A 17,215-nucleotide genomic window follows, 5' to 3' on the forward strand; every position below is an offset into this window, starting at 1 on the left:
CGCCCGCTTCAGCGCGCCTCCAGCCAGCGCCCCAGGCGCGCCACCGCCTCCTCGCATTCGGCCAGCGAACCGGCGAAGGAGAGCCGGACCGTCCGCGCCCCGCGGCCCTCATCGAAATCGAGCCCGGGCGTGATCGCAACGCCCGCATTCTCAAGAGCATCGCGGCAGAAAGCCATGGAATCGTTCGAATATCGGCCGATGTCGAGATAGATGTAGAAAGCCCCGTCCACAGGCAGGAAATCGCCGAGCCCGATCTCGGGCAGCGCCTTCAGCAGATAGGCGCGGTTTGCCGCATAGCCGGCCTTGATCGCCTCGCATTCCTCGATCGCATCGAAGGCCGCCTCGCCGGCGACCTGGCTCAGCATCGGCACCGAGATCGAGAAATTCTGCTGCAGCCGCTCGATCACCCGCACCAGGCGTTCCGGCACGACCAGCCAGCCGACGCGCCAGCCGGTCATGCAGTAGTACTTGGAGAAGGAGTTGACGATGATCGCATCGGGATCGGCGGCGAGCGCCGTCGTCGCCGGCCGCTCATAGGTCAGGCCGTGATAGATCTCGTCAGAGATGTACCAGAGGCCAAGCCGCCGGCACTCGGCTGCCACCGCCGCAATCGCCTCCGGCGCCATCACCACGCCGGTCGGATTGGCCGGGCTCATCGTCAGCACGCCGGCGAGCGGCTTCTCGGCATGCGCCTTGGCGATCAGCTCCGGCGTCAGTGCATAGCGCGTCTCGGGTCCGACCGGAATCGCGACCGGCTCGAGCCCCAGCGCGGTCAGGATATTGCGATAGGCCGGGTAGCCCGGTGCGGTGATCGCGATCCGCGCGCCCGGCTCGAAGCAGGCCAGGAAGGACAGGATGAAACCGCCTGAGGAACCGGTCGTCACCACCACCCGCTCGGCCGGAACCTCGACACCATAGGTTTCAAGATAATGCCGGGCGATCCGGGCCCGGAGCGAGCCGATGCCGAGCGCCTGGGTATAGCCGATGCGGCCATCCTCCAGCGCCCTTGCCGCCGCGGCGCGGATACTCGCTGGCGTCGCCGCCGAAGGCTGGCCGACCTCCATATGCACGACCGAGCCGCCGCGCCGCTCGATCGCCTCGGCCGCGTTCATCACGTCCATGACGATGAAGGGCGAGACGCCCTGCGCCCGCTGGGCGGGCTTCGGCGTCGGCGGCAGGCCGGGAACGGCGATGGTCATGGCAGCCTCGATGATCGTCACGTTGCCCGAGCCATGCCCTGTGGGCGCGCCGACCGCAAGCGGCTCAAATGTCGAGCGCCGCCTGCCGTAAAGGCAAAGCCCGGGCGCTCTCGCCGGAACGAAGCTCGCTATGGCGCACGATCGCGGCGCTCATGCTGACGCGGTAGCGCTCGCTCAGCGCTGTCGCGTCGAGCTGGCGTACCGCCGGCGTATCCGGGATCAGGAAGGCCGCCGCATAGCGCCGCGCCTGGTATTCCATCGAACGGAGCTTCGCCGAGACCCGCTCGGCCCGGCTGCCCGCCGGGGCGCGGTCGAGAGAGCCCTGATGCCCGAGCAGGGCATGGCCGACCTCGTGCGCCACCGTCATCAGCGCCCTGCCCTCGCCGCGATTGGCAGCCTGGAACACGCTTTCCGGGATCAGCAGGCGCTTGGCCTGCGAATCCCACTGCGCCTCGGCCTCGCCGAGCGAGCCGTCGGCCACGCGCTCATAGGCGAATTCCGGATAACGCGCCTTGAGTTTGACCAGCAGCGTCATGGCATCGATCGCCTGCTCGTCGCGAAAGCCGAGCCCGCGCCGGTGCGCAAGGGCACGGGCGTCGATCTGCGCGTCGGTGAGGAAGGCATGGCGCATCGGCAGGCCTCCTGGGCCCGCCGATCATAGCCCTCCCGCCATGTCGCCTCAATGAAGGCGTCTAGCTCTGGAGGATCGCCTCGACGATCTCCTGAACATTCAGCGCCTCTTCGAGCGTCGCCAGCTGATGCGCCTCGCCGCGCGCCAGCTTAGCCACACCTTCGAGTTGGCGCTTCAGCGCGACCGGCCGCGCTTCGAGTTGGGTCAGTGCATCGGGCGCCCGCTGCCAGGAGCCGTCCGGCTGGCGCTGCTCGGCCAGCGACCAGTCGCAGAGCCGGACCGCGCCGCCCTCGCCTTCCAGCATCCAGATATTGTGATCGTCCTTCTGCGTCGTGCCGACGCTGCCGATCAGTGTCACCGGGACATCGCCCGCCATCAATTGTGCCTCGATCCGGCGCTCCGACTTGCCGGCCTCCGGGAAGGAGGCGCCCGCTTGCAGGCCATGCAGCCTGCCGCCGAGCCGGCGGCTCAGGAACAGGAAATGCGAGACGACCTCGCGGGTGAAGCCGCCCTGCTCGCGCCGATCGAGCCAGCCCGCCGCATCAGCCTGCCAGGAACGCGGCCAGGTGGCGAAGGCGACCTCGATCGTGATCCGCCGGTTGCCGCCGGCGCTCCCGGCCCAGTCCTGCAATTGCGAGACGGCCGGCGAGGAAGCGAAGGGGAAGTTGACGGCCCCGCGCCCGCCCGCCTCGGCGACGAAGGCGCGTGAATCCGCGACGTCGATCGCCAGCGGCTTCTCGCAGAACACGCTTTTCCCAGCCACAAGTGCGGCGCGGGCATGGCCGAGATGGGAGGCCGGCGGCGAGGCGATGTAGACGCAATCACTCGCCGCGATCACGGACGCCGCATCGAGCTGCTGCGCGACGTGCGGCAGCTCGCCGGCGATCCGCGCCATCGCCTCACCGGACGGGTCCCAGATCCCGGCGGCGCGCACGAGATCAGGCGATTGCGCCAGGATCGCGCGCAGCATGCGCTCGCCCATGATGCCGGCGCCGATCAGGCCGATGGAAACGGGTTGAGGCATGGGATTCTCTCATGGCGACAGGGAATGCCCGCCGCATAGCAGTTTGGCAGCGGAGGCGGCTAGCCCGCCAGGCGCTCGCTGACCGCGCCGAGCTCGACCCGATTCCGGCCGGAGGCCTTGCCCGAATAGAGCGCCGCATCGGCGCGCCGGTAGAGATCGGCAGCCGTCTCCTGGCCGTCGAAAGCGGCCGCCCCCATGCTGACGGTGATGAATTGCGCCGTTGGCGAGGCCGCGTGCTCGATCCGGAGCTCAGCGATCGCCTGCGCGACCCGTTGCAGCCGCTCCTGTGCCTTTTCCGGCCTGGTGTCGTAGAGCAGCAGGCCGAACTCCTCGCCGCCGAGCCGGCCGACCATGTCCATCGGCGGACGCAGCTTGCTGTCGATGGCGCGGGCGATCAGGGCCAGGGCGATGTCGCCGGCCTGATGGCCGTAGCGGTCGTTGTAGCGCTTGAAATGATCGACATCGAGCACGGCGAACACGACAGGCGCTCGGTCGCGCCGCGCCTGCAGCAGCGCGATGGCGACATGCTCCTCGAAGCCGCGCCGGTTGGCGATCCCGGTGAGCGCATCCGACATCGCCCGGTTGTGCAGCATGCGCCGCAGCAGGAACTGGTCGCGCTCGGCCCGCTCGCGCAGCCAGGCGCCGACGGCGCTGACCAGCACGGCGAAGAAGGTCAGCACTGAGAGCCGCATATGCTCGGCGAACTGGGCCGGTTCGAGCATGGCGAAGCCAAGGATGGTGGAGAACACCCCAATGAACAGGGCGACGCCGAGGCTCTGCAGGAAGGTCAGGCCGACCGGCAGGAAGACAGCAGCGATAATAACGAGCTGGGCGATATCGGCTTGCGGCAGGCCGCGCAGCTTGAAGACATTGGCGATATAGGCGCTGGTGATGCCGATCAGCCCCAGCGCCAGGATCGATAGCCGATGATAGGCGCGCGGCAGCCGCCGCGCCGCCAGCACCACGAACAGGGCAAGGATCACTCCGAGCGCAGACAGCCGCAGCGCGACCGCAACGACAATGTCGGGTTCGCCGGCGAGCAGCGCCGCCATGCCGTGCAGACGCGTGAGGTCGAATCCGATGAAAGTCAGCCAGATGCCGAGCGCAGTGACGACGCAGACCAGCGTGCTGTTGCGCTGGGCTGAGCGCATGTGCAGCCGGTATTCGCGCTCCAGTGTCAGGGCGAAACGAAGCCCGTCCAGGCGACGCGGCCTGGCGGCGCCGTCCTGCGCGTCGTGGTCGGCTGTCTGATCGTGGCGTGGGGCGTGCACGCGCAGGACAATGGGCGCGACTGGCTAACGCCGCTTTGACGCATTGCCAGAGACCCACGGTTTTCAGCGGACTGGGTTTAGCCCGCCTTGCCGCGATCGATCGCATTCGAGCGATTACAGCGCAGCCGTCGAGACCGCTTGACCCTCCACCGGATGGAGACGCTACGAAGCCGCCATGACCACGACCGACCAGCGCTACACCATCGGCGAGCTCGCCCGCCTCTGCGGCGTGCCCGTGCGCCGCATCCGCTTCTATTCCGACAAGGGGCTGCTGCCGCCGACGACCCGGACCATGGCGAACTACCGCGTCTATTCGAACGCCGATGCGGCTCGCCTCGACCTGATCCAGGCGCTACGCGCCATGGGCGTCAGTCTTGCCGCGATCGGCGGCATCCTCGCCCGCAAGGGCTCGCTCGCCGAATTGCTGGCGCTCCGCCTCTCCGCGCTCGAAACGGAGATCGCTGGCAAGCGCCGCATCGCCGCGACCTTGCGCGCCGCCTTGCGCCACCCCGAACCCACCGCCGACGAACTCAGGAGACTATGGACCATGACCAGCCTCTCCAATGCCGACATGCGCAGCCTGACCGCGCGCTTCTACGACGAGGTCACGGGCGACCGGATGAACCCCGGCTGGCGCCAGAAGGCGCTCGAAGCCGGCACGCCCGAATTGCCTGACGATCCGACGCCGGAGCAGATCGACGCCTTCGCCGAGCTCCGGGCGATGCTCACGGACGAATCCATCATCGCCCGCGCCAAGGCCGACGCCGAGCTGATGTGGACGCCGGAGTTCGACCCTGCCGCCTATCACGCCGCCGCCGAGCACATCTTCGCTGAAGTTCGCAAGGCGATCGCCACCGGCGAAGCGCCGGACTCGGAGACCGGTCGCGCCATCGCCCGCAACTGGCTGGATGCCTCGGCCAAGGCGATGCAGCGCGAGCCAGATGACGCCTTCCGCGCCTGGCATCTCGACCAGTACCGCCGGCACCACGACCGCTCGCTGCGCTACCAGCAGTTGCTCGCAACCCTGCGCGGCGACGACGCGCCCGGCCGTGAATGGTGGTGGATTAACGAGGCGATGACGGCGCTCGTTGTCTGAGCCCGTCAGAGGAAGCCGATCCAGCGTCCGGCGACCAGCACGCAGAGCCAGAGCGAGGCGGAGAGCGCGGCGAGCAGGCGAACGCGCAGGCTGATCTCGCCGCCCGCCAATGCCGGCTTCAAGCCACGATGCTGGAGTGCGATATTGCCGAGCGCCAACGCGAGCAGGCAGAGCTTGATCAGGAAGGCGGTGTTCCCGAGATATTCGCCGGGCTTCACCGTGAACAGCCAGAAGCCCGTCGCCAATGCAAGCGCCAACCCGCAGGCGGCCGTGCGGATCAGCACCGGGCCGATCAGCGGCAGCGCCGAGCTGCGCAATACGCCGGCGAGCCGGAGATCGAGCGGCAGGATCGCCCCGAGCAAGAGGCCGATGCCGAGGATGTGCGCGGCATTGACGAAGAGATAGGCCGTGCCGGAGCGCTGCAGCAGCACCGCACCCGGCCAGCCGGCGAGCCAATCGATCAGCACGGCCACGGGCGTTCAGTTGGTTTTGATCCGCTCCGGATACATGTCGTAGTTCTTGCCGCCGATGGTGATGCGCACCGCCTTCATCTGCTTCTTGCTGGCATCCTGATGGCGGTTGCCGAGCACGGTGATGGCGTCGCCGACCTTGGCGGTGTCGCCGGTGAAATTGGCCCGCGCCGTCTGGTTGGGATTGCCGAGATCGATCTGCCAGACCACGCCATCGGTCGCAGTGACCTGCAGCGTCGGATGCGGCGGCGCCATCGAGATCGCGCGGATCGTGCCCTTGAGCACGCTCTGCTCGTCGACCGCCCAGCCCCAGCCATGATGCGCCAAGGCCGGCAGAGCGAGGACGGAAACGGCCGCGCCGCAGAGCAGGGCCCGCCGGCCGATCGCGAAACTGGTCATCGTCGAACCTCCTGGTTGCGCGAAGGAGCGGAGGCTAACCCAGCCTATGCGCCCTGTCGCCGCCAAGGTGGATCAAGCCTGCGTCATCTGCGGCGCGCCACGCAGCGATGGTTTGCGCTATGACTGCCGCGCGAATCCAATCCGGAAGGACGGTCGGGCCGTGGATATCTTCGACAGGTTGAAGGCCGCCGCCGCGGCGGATTGGGCGTCTTATGTCGCGCACGATTTCGTCCAGCGGATGGGCGACGGCTCGCTGCCCGAGCCGGCCTTTCGCACCTATCTCGTGCAGGACTATCTCTTCCTGATCCAATTCGCACGCGCCTATGCCCTGGCGACCTATAAGAGCCGCAACCTCGCCGACATGCGCGCCGCCAAGGCGGGCCTGTCGGCGATCCTCGATCTCGAAATGGACCTGCATGTCCGGCTTTGCGGCCGCTGGGGCCTCTCGCCGGAGCAGCTCGAAGCCGCGCCCGAGCATCAGGCGACGGTCGCCTATACCCGTTTCGTGCTCGATTGCGGCGTCTCCGGTGACCTGCTCGACCTGCATGTCGCGCTCAGCCCCTGCATCGTCGGCTATGCCGAGATCGGCGCACGCCTTGCCAAGGAGATCGGTCCCGCACTCGACAGTCATCCCTATCGCGACTGGATCGCCGAATATGCGGGCGAGCCCTATCAGCAGGTCGCCCGCGACGCCCGCCGCCATCTCGACGCCCTTGCCGCTCGCGCCATGACGGAAGCGCGTTTCGGCGAGCTCGCTGCCCTGTTCGGCCAGGCCTCGAAGCTCGAGGCCGACTTCTGGCAGATGGGCCTCGACGCGCCGCAGGCCTGATGCGTCAGACCAGTCCCAGCACGAGGCCGACCAGCTCCGGCTGGCTGGCGGTCTGCGTCTTGGCGAAGATGTGGTGCAGATGCGTCTGCGCCGTCGAATAGCCGACGCCGACAGCTCGCGCCGCCACCTGCAGTCCCTTGCCGTCCAGCACGGCGGCGAGCAGCCGTGTCTCCGCCCGCGTCAATTGGTAGACCCTGGCGGCGCGTTCGGCGGCCTGTGGCCTGGCAGCAGGAGCCGGCACGCGGATGATCACCATGCATCCCAGGTTCTCGGCGAGCGGCAGCCCCTCGCCACTTCCCGGGCGGAACGGCACGATCGTCGCGCAGAGTGGCCGCTCCTCGCCTCGCGCGATGCCGACATCGATGATCGGCGCGAGCGCGCCCTTCCCCAATGCGAGCTGAACCGCCTCCTGCAAGGTCGGCCGTCCGGTATCGCGCCGCGCCACCAGGCCATGCAGCGTCAGGCGGAGCACGCCCTCGGCGAAGAGCTGTTCGGCCGGAGCGCTGGCATAGGCGATCTTGCCGGCCTCGTTCAGCAGGATGACTGCGGCCCCGAGCCGATCCGCCAGCACCGACAGGAGCGCGTCGCGATGCTCGGAAAAGCCGAGCTGCGCGGTCGTCCTGAGCGCGCGCATCAGATGCGGAGCAAGCCGTTCCAGCAGGGCGCGTCCCGCATCCGGGACGTCGCCATGCCCGTCGGGCCGCACCAGCGTCAGCGGCGTGTAGGAGGTCGCGCCGCGCTGCAGCACCAGCGTCACCGGCGCCCCCAGGTCCTGCGGCCGGGCCCAGCCATGATAGAACTCGCTCTTCCTGAAATCCTCGGGGGCGATCACCTCGCTATTGCTGACGACGAAGCCTGGCCGCATCCGCTCGGCGATGCCGAAGAGCGGGTTCATCGGCAGGTAATGGTCGAAGGTCTTCTCGACATGGTCGGGGTCGAAGCCGAAATAGGCGAGAGGCCGGCCGCTGCGATCGACGAAATTCTCGACCGTCAGCCCGCCGGCGACGCAGCCGGTCGCGGCGGCGAGACGCCGCAGCAGCGTGCCCCAGGCTGCACTGTCGAGCGCTGCTTCGCAGGTCAACTCCAGCAGCTCGGCTAAACCGGCATCGGAGACTTTCAATCGCTCCTGATCTCCAATCCCCCGGGTCCAAGGCTATAAATCTCGGGAAACCCTTGCAAGTCTCGCGCGAATTGACAGCTCAGGAGGGCGCTTCGCCTGCCGACGTGCCGGCCCGCCTCACTGGATGGTCAGCCGAACCACCGAACCAGGAATGTCCGTGAGATCCCGGATTATCTGGATCTGGATCGGATCATCACCTCATCGATCTCCGCCGACGTGATCCTGCCGATCTCTGCGATGAAAACGATCCGCGTGCCCTCCTGCGCCAGCTCGCCCCGGTCGAGCGGCGCCAGCGTGGCTCTCCCGCCCGCGAGCTGGAAGAGATACCGGCAATCGGGCTTCTCGATCGTTTCGAGAAATCCCTTGGCGCGGACCAGCCGCGGCGCGAGCCGGCCGACGACCTGCTGAAACCCGGCGAGCGAGATCGGCTCTTGGGAAGTCCAGTTGAAGCTCTCGAAGCGGTCGATGCTCGGGCGCTTTGGGGGTGTCGTCCGCTCGCGGGGCGTCCCGACTTCCGGAAAGACGAGATCGAGAGGCACATCGCCGCCGGGCGCCTCGACGAGGGCGGCCCGGCGGTTGATCCGCGACAGGGACCGGCAGCGCTCGTCGAGAGACGGCCTGTCGATGAGGTCCCCCTTGCTGACTGCGAGCAGGTCGGCCGTCCGCAACTGGCTCAGGAACAGTGGATCGCCGAGCCCCGCCTCCGGCGCAGCCGCATCGACGACGCAGAGCACCGTCTCCAGTGGGGCTTCCCGCCAGATCACCGGGTCCATCAGGTTGCGGATGATGTCATTGGGGTCGGCGACCCCGCTGGTCTCGATCACGATGGCTTCGGGCCGCGGAGTTCGCCGCAGTAGATTGGCGAGCGTCCGCAGCAGGTCGCCTTCCAGCGAGCAGCAGATGCAGCCATTGGCGAGGCTGACGACGCCATCCTCCGCGCCGGCGATGAGTTCCGCATCGATGTTGATCGCGCCGAAATCATTGACGACGGCGGCGATGCGTCGCCCGTCGGCCTGCTGCAGGATGCGATTGACCAGCGTCGTCTTGCCGGCTCCGAGAAAGCCCGTCACCAGCAGGATCGGAACCGGCATGGCCTTTACGCTGCCGCACTGAGCGGGCGGCGCACCGGCTGGCCTGGCCGGGCCGCGACGTCCATGACGCCATCGGCGATGACCGGCTTGCCGCTGACGACGAGGTGCCGGACGCCTTCGGCTGGACGATTCATCGCCGAGAACTCGGCCCGGTCGGTGAGCGTGTCGAGGTCGAACACCACGACGTCGGCGTCGGCTCCGGCCTTCAGCCGGCCCTTGTCACGCATGGCGGGCGTGCTCGCGGCCAGGATCTCGGCGGGGATCAGGGTGCACTTTGCGATCCCCTCCTGCAGGCTGACCGCCTGCCGCTCGCGCACCCAGTGCCGCAGGAAGCGCGTGAAGGTGCCCGACGAGCGCGGATGCGAGGTCGCTTCATCCGGCAGCGGCCAGGCATCGCCGGTATAGGTCGATCCGTCCGGCATCGACCAAGGCATGGCGTCCGATGCGATCGCGCCACCGGGATACAGGACCGAAAAATCCAGCATGTCGCGATGGCGGGCATTGTTCTCGGTGTCGAGCACATGCCACAGCACGAGTTGCGACGGGTCTTCCGATTGTGCGGAGAGCAGGTCCTCGCGGTCCTGGATCCGGCGTCCGCTCGTGACGAGCTGGATCTGCTCGTAGCGCGTGTCGTTGCGGCGCTCGAATTCGGGGTCGCTGAAGAAGGCGGCCGCGATCACCGTCGAGCCGGTGCCGTAGGGATAGGCTTCCACGGTGATCGGCAGGCCCTGCGCCTGTGCCTTCCGGATCAATCGCTCGCACCGCACGACATCGGTCTTGCTGGAGCTGTTGAAGTGGCAGATGTGCATGTGTGCGCCGGTGGCGCCGGCATAGCCGATCAGGCGGATATAGGCCTCCGCCGCACTCTTCGGGTCCGTGTTCGCCATATAGGCGATATGGGTGAAGGTCGGCACGCCACGCTCGGCAGCAAGCTGGCAGAGCGCAGTCAGCTCCTGCACACCGGCTCCGGGCGCATAGGCATTGAGGATGCCGATGCCGATGCCGCCTTCGTCGAGCCCGGCCGCGATGCGATCGAGGATGTTCTGCTGCTCGGAGGGCGAGGAGATATTGTCCATCCAGCGCGGATCGCGCATCGCGCGTCCAAACGCTTCCAGCGACGATTCCTCGTTGATCCCGATCATCGCGCCGATCCGGGCGAAGGCCCAGTTCGTCGCGGCGCCGTAATTCAGGATGCGGCCCTGCTCCGCCTGGCGGCGATACCAGGAGGCGACCGGCAGCACACCGGCCTCGAGATCCAGCGTCGTCGTGACGCCGTCGAAGGCCTGCATGCGGTCGGCCGGGATCGACTGGCCATGGGCATGAAGATCGATGAAGCCGGGCGCGACGACCAGCCCGCGCGCATCGATCACCCGCTCGGCGCTGCCGAGGCCGGAACCGATCGCGACGATCTTTCCGTCCGCAACCGCGACATCGGCGATGCCGTCATGGCCGCTTTCCGGATCGACGATACGGCCACCCGCGATCAACAGTCCGCTCATCTGCTCTTGCCCCTCACGCTTCAGTCGGCCCGCGATCAGTGACCGCGAAGCACCCGATGTTGGCCGATCGGGAATTGCCGAGACAAGCGCGTTGCCAGTGAGCCGCTCCGGCGGATGACGCATGCCGGATCGGCGCGAGGCCTGCCCCTCGCTCCCAGCTCACACAAGAACGGCCGGAACACGCGGGCGTCAGGTTGAATACCTTGAACAGCTCGGGGGCCTTGCTCAGCTCAGTGTCAATCTCATTGGCGCGGTCAAATTCCTTGCTTAGGGAATAGCCGTCTCAAGTAGGTTCTCGAGGAGGTCGAACACGGTGCTATCGCAATTTCCGCGGTGGTGTACTGCCGCAGTTGCGTCTCCGTGATCCTGCTCCAGATAGAGTAAGCGTTCGTCATGCCATCCTTCGCCTTAGCCGAAGTGGGCGAGCACTTTGTCCGCAGATTGACGATGCGCTTGTCGGCAATCTGGTTGCCGCAGCCGCGCCGGTCGATAATGCCGGCATTCATCTGTTGCATCGCCGAACGGAGATCATCGAGCACGTCCGCTTTGTCGGCTGCACGCTCTGGACGAACTATCACGCTTCTCGCCCGCCCTGAAACACGTCTGGGGCAGTCGGCCGGCAATGCGCTATGCTGCCCGGACATGTCATCCCGAGCGCCGAGACGCCTCCATGCCCCTTCCCCTTCTGTGGCATTGGTCCAAGAGCTCAGGGCGGATTGCATGGTCGCCCCCCGGACAGACCGACTTGGCGCCGCCGGCCGCTCGGCACGGCCGCTACGGGAATCCGACGATTACGGTGGATGACGGCGCCACCTGCACCCTCGGCGAGGCGATCGACGGGCTGCTGCCGGAGACAGCCGGCCTGGCCGGCACGATCGTAGCCTGGCCGCAGCACCCCGAGCTGCTGGGGTCGAGCATCGTCGGCTTCAGAACCGGCGACATCGCGAGCGGCGCCCTGCTGCCCGCAGAGGCCGCCGCCGAGGCCCAACCGGCGCTGGCGAACACTCTCATCGAGGGGATCGAAGCGCTGCCGGAAGCCTTCGTGCTCTATGACGAGCAGGACAGGATGGTCATCTGCAACGAACAGTACCGACGGCTCTATCCAGCCGTCGCGGACATGATGACGCCCGGCGTTCGCTTCCCCGACATCGTCCACGAAAGCCTGAAACGCGGCGTCTTCCAGATCGAGGAAGACCGCACGACCTGGGCGCAGCGCCGAATCTCCTTCCATCAGGCCGGGATCGGCTTCTTCGAGCAGCATCTTGCCGATGGGCGCTGGATCCAGGTGAGCGAGCGCCGCACTGCCTCCGGCGGCACGACGAGCATCCGCGCCGACATCACCGTGCTCAAGGAGCGCGAGCGCGACTTGCGAGCCGCCCGGGCACAGGCCGAGGCCGAGATGGCGGCCAGGACCGAATTCATCGCCAAGGTCGGTCACGAGCTGCGCAACCCGCTGAACGTCGTCTTCGGCATCGCCCAGCTGCTCGCCGGCGAGCCTCTATCGAAACGCCACAAGACGATGATCGAGAGCCTGTTCGGAGCAGCCCGCGCCACCCGCGACGTGCTCAACGACATCCTCGACGTGGCCAGGGTCAAGTCGGGGCGCATCGACATTCGTTGGGAGAGCGTCGAATGCCGCCCGATGATGCTGGAGATGATCAACATCGCCCGCGCGATGGCGGACCAGAAGGGGCTCGCCATCCGGTCGCGGATCGGGACGGACCTTCCGGACCATATCCTGACGGACCCCAGGCGCTTGCGGCAAATCCTGTTCAACCTGCTCGGCAATGCGGTCAAATACACCGCCTCCGGCACGATCTCGATCGCCTGCTCGGTTCATCGGGAGACCGAGGCGATGCTGCGGATCGCCATCAGCGACTCCGGCTCCGGCATTCCCCCTGAGTTCAAGGCGCAGATGTTCTCGCCCTATGCCCGACAGCGGGGGCATGTGGCCGCGGGTATCGAAGGGCTCGGGCTCGGCCTGACGATCAGTGAGGAGCTGGCACAGGCGATCGGCGCGCGCATCGGGCTGGAACCGGGTCCGCAGCGCGGCACGCGCGCCTGGATCGATATCCCGCTCAGATCCGACGCGGACCTGCACTTGCCGTCGGGGGCGGCGCCGACACGGCCAGTCATCAATTCAGGGCCGACGCTCGACATCCTCGTGGTCGATGATGAACAGGCCAATCTCGTCGTCGCCGATGCATTGCTGAGGCGCCTGGGTCACCGCGTCGCGACGGCCCGCGACGGTCGTGAAGCGCTCCGTTGCCTGCGAGACGGCAGCTTTCATGCTGTCCTTCTCGACATCTCGATGCCGGGCATGTCCGGAATCGAGGTCGCCCGACGGATCGCCGAGGAGGCCCTGGGGGAACCTGCGCTCGCCGTGATCGCCATGACCGGCAATGTGATGCCGCAAGATATCAAGACCTATCTGGCCGCCGGCTTCACCGGTTTCGTCGAGAAGCCGGTCGACCTGGAGGAACTGGGCGAAACCCTCGCCGCCGCGCGCAAGGACCTGACCGGCGCCGGCGTGCTGCTACCGGAAGACCGCATCCGTTTCCCACGGGCAGAGGCAGTCCGCGCCTTCGACCGGACGCCACTTGATCGCATGGTGGCTGATATCGGTCGCGAGAGCGTCGCCTCGATCGTAGCCGCCGGCATCGCGGCGTTCAAACAAACCTCCGCAGCCATCGACGCGGGCGCGGATGGGAGCCTCGGAGGACTGCTGCACAAGGTGCATGCCATCGCCGGCCTGCTCGGACTCGACGAATTGTCGGCCCGCACCTCGCGGCGCAACGAGCACGACGCTCATCTCATGGGTCAGCAACAGCTCGCGGCGTTGCGGGCCTGTCTCGACAAGGCCATGGCCCAGATGGAGCTCTACGCGCTGGACCTTGAGCTCACCGCTCCTTCGGGCTGACGGCGCGGCGAGGCCAGCTTGTAGCCACTGCCATGGACTGTTTTGAGCAGGGAGGCGTCCAGGCCGAGCTTTGCCATCCTGCGGCGCAGACGTGAGATCCGGACGTCGATCGCCCGCTCCGACTCGGGCGGCTCGCCATCGGCCACGGCGTCGATGATCTGGGCGCGGGTCACGACGCGGTCGAGGTTCCGGGCCAGAAACTTGAGCAGCGCGAACTCCGACGCTCCAAGGTCCAGACCATCGCCGGAGGGCGAGAGAAGCACCTGACCCGCCAGATCAAGCTCGCCGCCTGCGCAAGGCAGACGCGCTCCACTGCTGCGGGCCGGCCGCCCGCTCCGGCGCAGGATGTTGTTCAGCCGCAGCACGAGCTCGCGTGGCTCGAACGGCTTGGTGACGAAATCGTCAGCCCCGATTTCGAGGGCCGCCAGCCGGTCCTCGCGGCCGCTGCGCCCAGTCGAGACGATGATCGGGACCGTGGAACGGGCGCGCAACATGCGGGTCAGCACGATCCCGTCCTCGTCGGGCAACGTCAGGTCGACGATGATCGCGTCCCAAGCCTCCCTCTCGAGCTTGCGCAGGCCGGCATTGGCCGAGGCAACGCGCTCGATCGCATAGCCGGCCGTCCTGAAATAGGCGGCGAGCAGGATCGCGAAGGTATCGTCGTCCTCGATGAGGAGCAGCTTCTTGATGACGGAGCTCCCTGGTCGGGCGTGTCCTCGATGACTCAATTCCTGAAACATTGTTGAAACATTTGCAACACATCCCGGAAGCGTTCCCGGCTTAACCTGCTTTCTGGGCCCGCACACGGCCCGGACGATCGCCGTCAAGAGCCGATCGGCACATCAAGGGGAATGACCGTGACAGATCTGACTGCTTCGCAGCGCCGGCTGAACCGGCGGCAACTTCTCGCCGGAGGCACGGCGCTGGGCGCCGCCTCGCTTCTTCCAGACTCGGGGCGGGCGCAAAGCGGTGAGCTCGTCGTCTCGAACTGGGGCGGCGACTGGAACGACCGCATCGTCAAGGGGTTCGAGACTCCTGCGTTCGGTGCCTCGCAGGTTCGGATCATCCACGACCTCGCTCCGGTGCCGGAGCGCAAGGCGAAACTTCTCGCCGAGCGCCGCCTGCCGCGCGGTAGTGTCGATGTGACCTGGCTCAGTGACGCCGATGCCTATGAGATGAACGCGCAGGGCGCGCTGGAGACGCTCGACACGTCCCGCATCCCGAGCAGCAAGACCATCGTCGAGAAACTCAGGCTGCCCTATCTGGTGCCCTGCATCTATGGCGGCGTGGTCATCCTCTATAATCCCGCCAAGATCCCGGAGCCGCCGACCAGCTTCGCCGATCTGTGGAATCCGAAATACGCCGGCCGCGTCGGCATCATGGACCAGCTCCACTTCAACTACATCTACGCCGCCTCGCTCACCCATGGCGGCACGATGAGCGATGTCGGCAAGGCGTTCCCGGCGCTGCTCGACCTGAAGAAGGCCGTGCAGCCGCGCCTGTATCCATCGCATCAGGCGCTTGCTGCCGCCTTCCAGTCCGAGGAGATCTGGATCTCGGCCAATTACAGCGCCCGCGCCGTGCAGTGGGAGGCGGAAAAGCTGCCGATCCGCTGGTCCTATCCGAAGGAAGGCGCGATCTTCATCTCCTTCGGCGCGGGTATCGCGAAGAAGGCGCGCAATCCCGAGGCGGCCTATGCCTATCTGGAAGCGATGCTTCAGCCCAAGCCCATGGGCGCGATCTCGCAGGCAACCTCGTATTCGGTCGTCACCACCAATGCCGAACTGCCGGCCGAAGACCGCAGGCGGCTCGAGTTCACGCCCGAGCAGATCGCGAAGCTCAACTTCGTCGACTACCCCTATGCGGCGAAGAGCGACCCGAAATGGGTCGAATGGTGGAACAAGGAATTCAAGGCTTGACCGCCCTCTCCGCAGTCGACGGCACTGTCGAGGCCCGCGGACCGGGTCGGGCGCACCGCACGACCCGGCGCTCGGATGCGCGCTTGCTGCTGGCGCCGAGCCTGGCGCTGGTGCTCGCCGGTCTTGTGCTCCCACTGTTCCTGATGGCTCGCTACAGCCTGGCCCATTTCGAGCCGACGGCGACCGAATTCACCGGCTGGACGCTTGAGAATTTCGTCAAGTTCTTCGGCGATCCCTTCTATCTCCGGATTTTGGCCCGGACGCTGACGGTCGCGCTGAGCTGTACGGCGATCTGCCTGCTGCTCGGCGTGCCCGCGGCCTACATCATCAGCCGCATCTCCCATCGCGGTCTGAAGACCGCACTGATCCTGGCGACGGTGATCCCGCTGCTGATGGGCAACGCCGTGCGTGCCGCAGGCTGGATGGTGCTGCTCGCCGACAAGGGGCTGGTGAACTCGGCGCTGATCTTCAGCGGCGTGATCAGCGAGCCGGTCCGCATCCTCTACACGGGCACGGCTGTCGTGATCGGGCTGATCGCCGTGCTCCTGCCCTTCATGATCATCTCGCTGCAGAGCGTCTTCGAGGGGATCGGCGAGGTCTACGAGGAGGCGGCGCTGACCATGGGCGCGCGGCCCTGGACGACCTTCTTCCGGGTGACGCTGCCGCTGGCGATGCCGGGCATCTTCTCCGGCTGCCTGCTGTGCTTCGTCCTCGCGGTCAACGCCTATGCTACGCCGGTACTGATCGGCGGCCCCTCCTTCCAGATGATGGCGCCCAAGGTCTACGAGCAGGCGATCAAGATCAACAACTGGCCCTTCGCCGCCAGCCTCGCCTTCGTCCTGATGGGCGTGACCTTCGCGCTGACCGTGCTCTCCAGCATCACGCTGCAAAAGCGCTACGGAGCGGTCTGACCATGCGAGCTTCCAGCATGACACCGACACGCTCGTTCAGACCGATGATGATCGGCAGCTGCGTCCTGGCCTTCGTCATGGTCTTGGCGCCGCTCGCCGCGATCGTCTGGGTCAGCTTCTTCGCCAACAAGATCATCAGCTTCCCGCCGACCGGCTATACGCTCGACTGGTACAAGGCCGCCTGGGAGATGCCGCGCTTCCGCGACGGTTTCCTGACCAGCCTGCAACTCGCGATCGTCGCCACCGGGATCAGCCTGCTGGTCGGCGTGCCGGCCTCCGTCGTCCTCGCCCGCGGCCGCTTTCCCGGCCGCGAGGCGATCCAGTCGCTGCTGATGGCGCCGCTGATCGTCCCTGGCATCGTCGCAGGCGCCGCCTTCTACATGTTTCTGATCGAGATCGAGGTGAACACCGGCATCCAGGTCGCGATGACCTTCACCGGCCTCGCCGTCGCGCACAGTCTGATCGCCCTGCCCTGGACGGTACGACTGGTCACTGCCTCGCTGCTCGGCGTCGACCCGCAACTGCGCGAGGCGGCGCTGACCATGGGCGCGCGTCCGCTCACCGCCTTCTTTCGTGTGACCTGGCCGGTGATCCGTCCGGGCGTCGTCGCCGGCGCGCTGTTCTCCTTCGTCGTATCCTTCGTCGATCTGGAGAAATCGCTCTTCCTCGTCGGCCCGGGCACGACCACGCTGCCGATCGTCATCGTCAACTACCTCGAGTGGAGCGTCGATCCGACGATTGCCGCGGTCGCGACCGTCCAGATCGCGCTGATCGCCGCCGGGCTGATCGTCACCGACCGCTATTTCAAGCTCGCACGCGCCTTCTGAAAGGCTCCC

General features: G+C 67.0%; 17 protein-coding genes. 6 read left to right on the forward strand and 11 right to left on the reverse strand.

The features are described from left to right. Window positions 1-8 precede the first annotated feature (8 nt). The 4 genes from ACQKLX_RS01525 to ACQKLX_RS01540 all read right to left on the reverse strand — a co-directional run bounded on the left by ACQKLX_RS01525 (window position 9) and on the right by ACQKLX_RS01540 (window position 4,125). Window positions 9-1,199 carry a pyridoxal phosphate-dependent aminotransferase gene (locus ACQKLX_RS01525; RefSeq protein ID WP_427358855.1) on the reverse strand — a complete coding sequence of 397 codons (1,191 nt, stop codon included), beginning with the start codon at window positions 1,197-1,199 and terminating at the stop codon, window positions 9-11. 64 nt (window positions 1,200-1,263) lie between these two features. Next, window positions 1,264-1,830 carry an ImmA/IrrE family metallo-endopeptidase gene (locus ACQKLX_RS01530; protein ID WP_427358857.1) on the reverse strand — a complete coding sequence of 189 codons (567 nt, stop codon included), beginning with the start codon at window positions 1,828-1,830 and terminating at the stop codon, window positions 1,264-1,266. 61 nt (window positions 1,831-1,891) lie between these two features. Beyond that, window positions 1,892-2,854 carry a Gfo/Idh/MocA family protein gene (locus ACQKLX_RS01535; protein ID WP_427358859.1) on the reverse strand — a complete coding sequence of 321 codons (963 nt, stop codon included), beginning with the start codon at window positions 2,852-2,854 and terminating at the stop codon, window positions 1,892-1,894. A gap of 59 nt (window positions 2,855-2,913) precedes the next feature. Beyond that, window positions 2,914-4,125 (reverse strand): GGDEF domain-containing protein, encoded by a 1,212-nt coding sequence (locus tag ACQKLX_RS01540; protein WP_427358861.1) that lies wholly within the window; start codon window positions 4,123-4,125, stop codon window positions 2,914-2,916. A 175-nt stretch (window positions 4,126-4,300) separates the two neighbouring features. Between ACQKLX_RS01540 and ACQKLX_RS01545 the strand changes: the two genes are divergently transcribed. Beyond that, window positions 4,301-5,221 carry a MerR family transcriptional regulator gene (locus ACQKLX_RS01545; protein WP_427358863.1) on the forward strand — a complete coding sequence of 307 codons (921 nt, stop codon included), beginning with the start codon at window positions 4,301-4,303 and terminating at the stop codon, window positions 5,219-5,221. A gap of 5 nt (window positions 5,222-5,226) precedes the next feature. Here the strand turns inward: ACQKLX_RS01545 and ACQKLX_RS01550 are convergent, their stop codons facing one another. Continuing rightward, a complete protein-coding gene (locus ACQKLX_RS01550) occupies window positions 5,227-5,694 on the reverse strand; it encodes a DUF2214 domain-containing protein (RefSeq protein WP_427358865.1) in 468 nt (155 codons plus the stop codon). A gap of 6 nt (window positions 5,695-5,700) precedes the next feature. Next, complete coding sequence (locus ACQKLX_RS01555) at window positions 5,701-6,090, reverse strand: DUF6152 family protein (protein ID WP_427358867.1); 390 nt, start codon at window positions 6,088-6,090, stop codon at window positions 5,701-5,703. Window positions 6,091-6,250: 160 nt separating this feature from the next. Here ACQKLX_RS01555 and ACQKLX_RS01560 point away from each other — a divergent pair, with 160 nt between their 5' ends. Then, window positions 6,251-6,919: a TenA family protein gene (locus ACQKLX_RS01560; protein WP_427358869.1), complete on the forward strand. Its 669-nt coding sequence runs from the start codon at window positions 6,251-6,253 to the stop codon at window positions 6,917-6,919. Window positions 6,920-6,923: 4 nt separating this feature from the next. Here ACQKLX_RS01560 and ACQKLX_RS01565 read toward each other — a convergent pair whose 3' ends face one another. The 4 genes from ACQKLX_RS01565 to ACQKLX_RS01580 all read right to left on the reverse strand — a co-directional run bounded on the left by ACQKLX_RS01565 (window position 6,924) and on the right by ACQKLX_RS01580 (window position 11,168). Continuing rightward, a complete protein-coding gene (locus ACQKLX_RS01565) occupies window positions 6,924-8,039 on the reverse strand; it encodes a helix-turn-helix transcriptional regulator (RefSeq protein ID WP_427358871.1) in 1,116 nt (371 codons plus the stop codon). 170 nt (window positions 8,040-8,209) lie between these two features. Further along, window positions 8,210-9,130 carry a CobW family GTP-binding protein gene (locus tag ACQKLX_RS01570; protein WP_427358873.1) on the reverse strand — a complete coding sequence of 307 codons (921 nt, stop codon included), beginning with the start codon at window positions 9,128-9,130 and terminating at the stop codon, window positions 8,210-8,212. Window positions 9,131-9,135: 5 nt separating this feature from the next. Further along, the gene (locus ACQKLX_RS01575; protein ID WP_427358875.1) at window positions 9,136-10,629 is read right to left on the reverse strand and encodes an amidohydrolase family protein; all 1,494 of its coding nucleotides are present in this window, start codon (window positions 10,627-10,629) and stop codon (window positions 9,136-9,138) included. Between the two features lie 254 nt (window positions 10,630-10,883). Continuing rightward, window positions 10,884-11,168 (reverse strand): hypothetical protein, encoded by a 285-nt coding sequence (locus ACQKLX_RS01580; protein WP_427358877.1) that lies wholly within the window; start codon window positions 11,166-11,168, stop codon window positions 10,884-10,886. 206 nt (window positions 11,169-11,374) lie between these two features. Here ACQKLX_RS01580 and ACQKLX_RS01585 point away from each other — a divergent pair, with 206 nt between their 5' ends. After that, entirely contained in the window at window positions 11,375-13,549 is a 2,175-nt protein-coding gene (locus ACQKLX_RS01585; protein WP_427358879.1) for a response regulator, read from the forward strand. On the opposite strand, the gene ACQKLX_RS01590 is transcribed toward ACQKLX_RS01585, so the two are convergent. Continuing rightward, window positions 13,510-14,289 carry a response regulator transcription factor gene (locus ACQKLX_RS01590; protein ID WP_427358881.1) on the reverse strand — a complete coding sequence of 260 codons (780 nt, stop codon included), beginning with the start codon at window positions 14,287-14,289 and terminating at the stop codon, window positions 13,510-13,512. The genes ACQKLX_RS01585 and ACQKLX_RS01590 overlap by 40 nt on opposite strands. A gap of 117 nt (window positions 14,290-14,406) precedes the next feature. Here ACQKLX_RS01590 and ACQKLX_RS01595 point away from each other — a divergent pair, with 117 nt between their 5' ends. The 3 genes from ACQKLX_RS01595 to ACQKLX_RS01605 are packed head-to-tail and all read left to right on the forward strand — an operon-like array spanning window position 14,407 to window position 17,206. Then, entirely contained in the window at window positions 14,407-15,468 is a 1,062-nt protein-coding gene (locus tag ACQKLX_RS01595; protein ID WP_427358883.1) for an ABC transporter substrate-binding protein, read from the forward strand. Beyond that, window positions 15,465-16,379 (forward strand): ABC transporter permease, encoded by a 915-nt coding sequence (locus ACQKLX_RS01600; protein WP_427358885.1) that lies wholly within the window; start codon window positions 15,465-15,467, stop codon window positions 16,377-16,379. Before ACQKLX_RS01595 ends, ACQKLX_RS01600 begins: the two co-directional genes overlap by 4 nt. 17 nt (window positions 16,380-16,396) lie before the next feature. Continuing rightward, entirely contained in the window at window positions 16,397-17,206 is an 810-nt protein-coding gene (locus tag ACQKLX_RS01605; RefSeq protein WP_427358887.1) for an ABC transporter permease, read from the forward strand. The last annotated feature ends 9 nt before the right edge of the window (window positions 17,207-17,215 follow it).

This window comes from Allobosea sp. NPDC003192, assembly GCF_050275675.1.
GTDB lineage: Bacteria > Pseudomonadota > Alphaproteobacteria > Rhizobiales > Beijerinckiaceae > Allobosea.

Bases quoted from the DNA above. Each gene is read 5' to 3' on its own strand.
- ACQKLX_RS01525 (WP_427358855.1), bottom strand. From the start codon at position 1,199: ATGACCATCGCCGTTCCCGGCCTGCCGCCGACGCCGAAGCCCGCCCAG.
- ACQKLX_RS01530 (WP_427358857.1), bottom strand. From the start codon at position 1,830: ATGCGCCATGCCTTCCTCACCGACGCGCAGATCGACGCCCGTGCCCTT.
- ACQKLX_RS01535 (WP_427358859.1), bottom strand. From the start codon at position 2,854: ATGCCTCAACCCGTTTCCATCGGCCTGATCGGCGCCGGCATCATGGGC.
- ACQKLX_RS01545 (WP_427358863.1), top strand. From the start codon at position 4,301: ATGACCACGACCGACCAGCGCTACACCATCGGCGAGCTCGCCCGCCTC.
- ACQKLX_RS01555 (WP_427358867.1), bottom strand. From the start codon at position 6,090: ATGACCAGTTTCGCGATCGGCCGGCGGGCCCTGCTCTGCGGCGCGGCC.
- ACQKLX_RS01570 (WP_427358873.1), bottom strand. From the start codon at position 9,130: ATGCCGGTTCCGATCCTGCTGGTGACGGGCTTTCTCGGAGCCGGCAAG.
- ACQKLX_RS01575 (WP_427358875.1), bottom strand. From the start codon at position 10,629: ATGAGCGGACTGTTGATCGCGGGTGGCCGTATCGTCGATCCGGAAAGC.
- ACQKLX_RS01590 (WP_427358881.1), bottom strand. From the start codon at position 14,289: ATGTTTCAGGAATTGAGTCATCGAGGACACGCCCGACCAGGGAGCTCC.
- ACQKLX_RS01605 (WP_427358887.1), top strand. From the start codon at position 16,397: ATGACACCGACACGCTCGTTCAGACCGATGATGATCGGCAGCTGCGTC.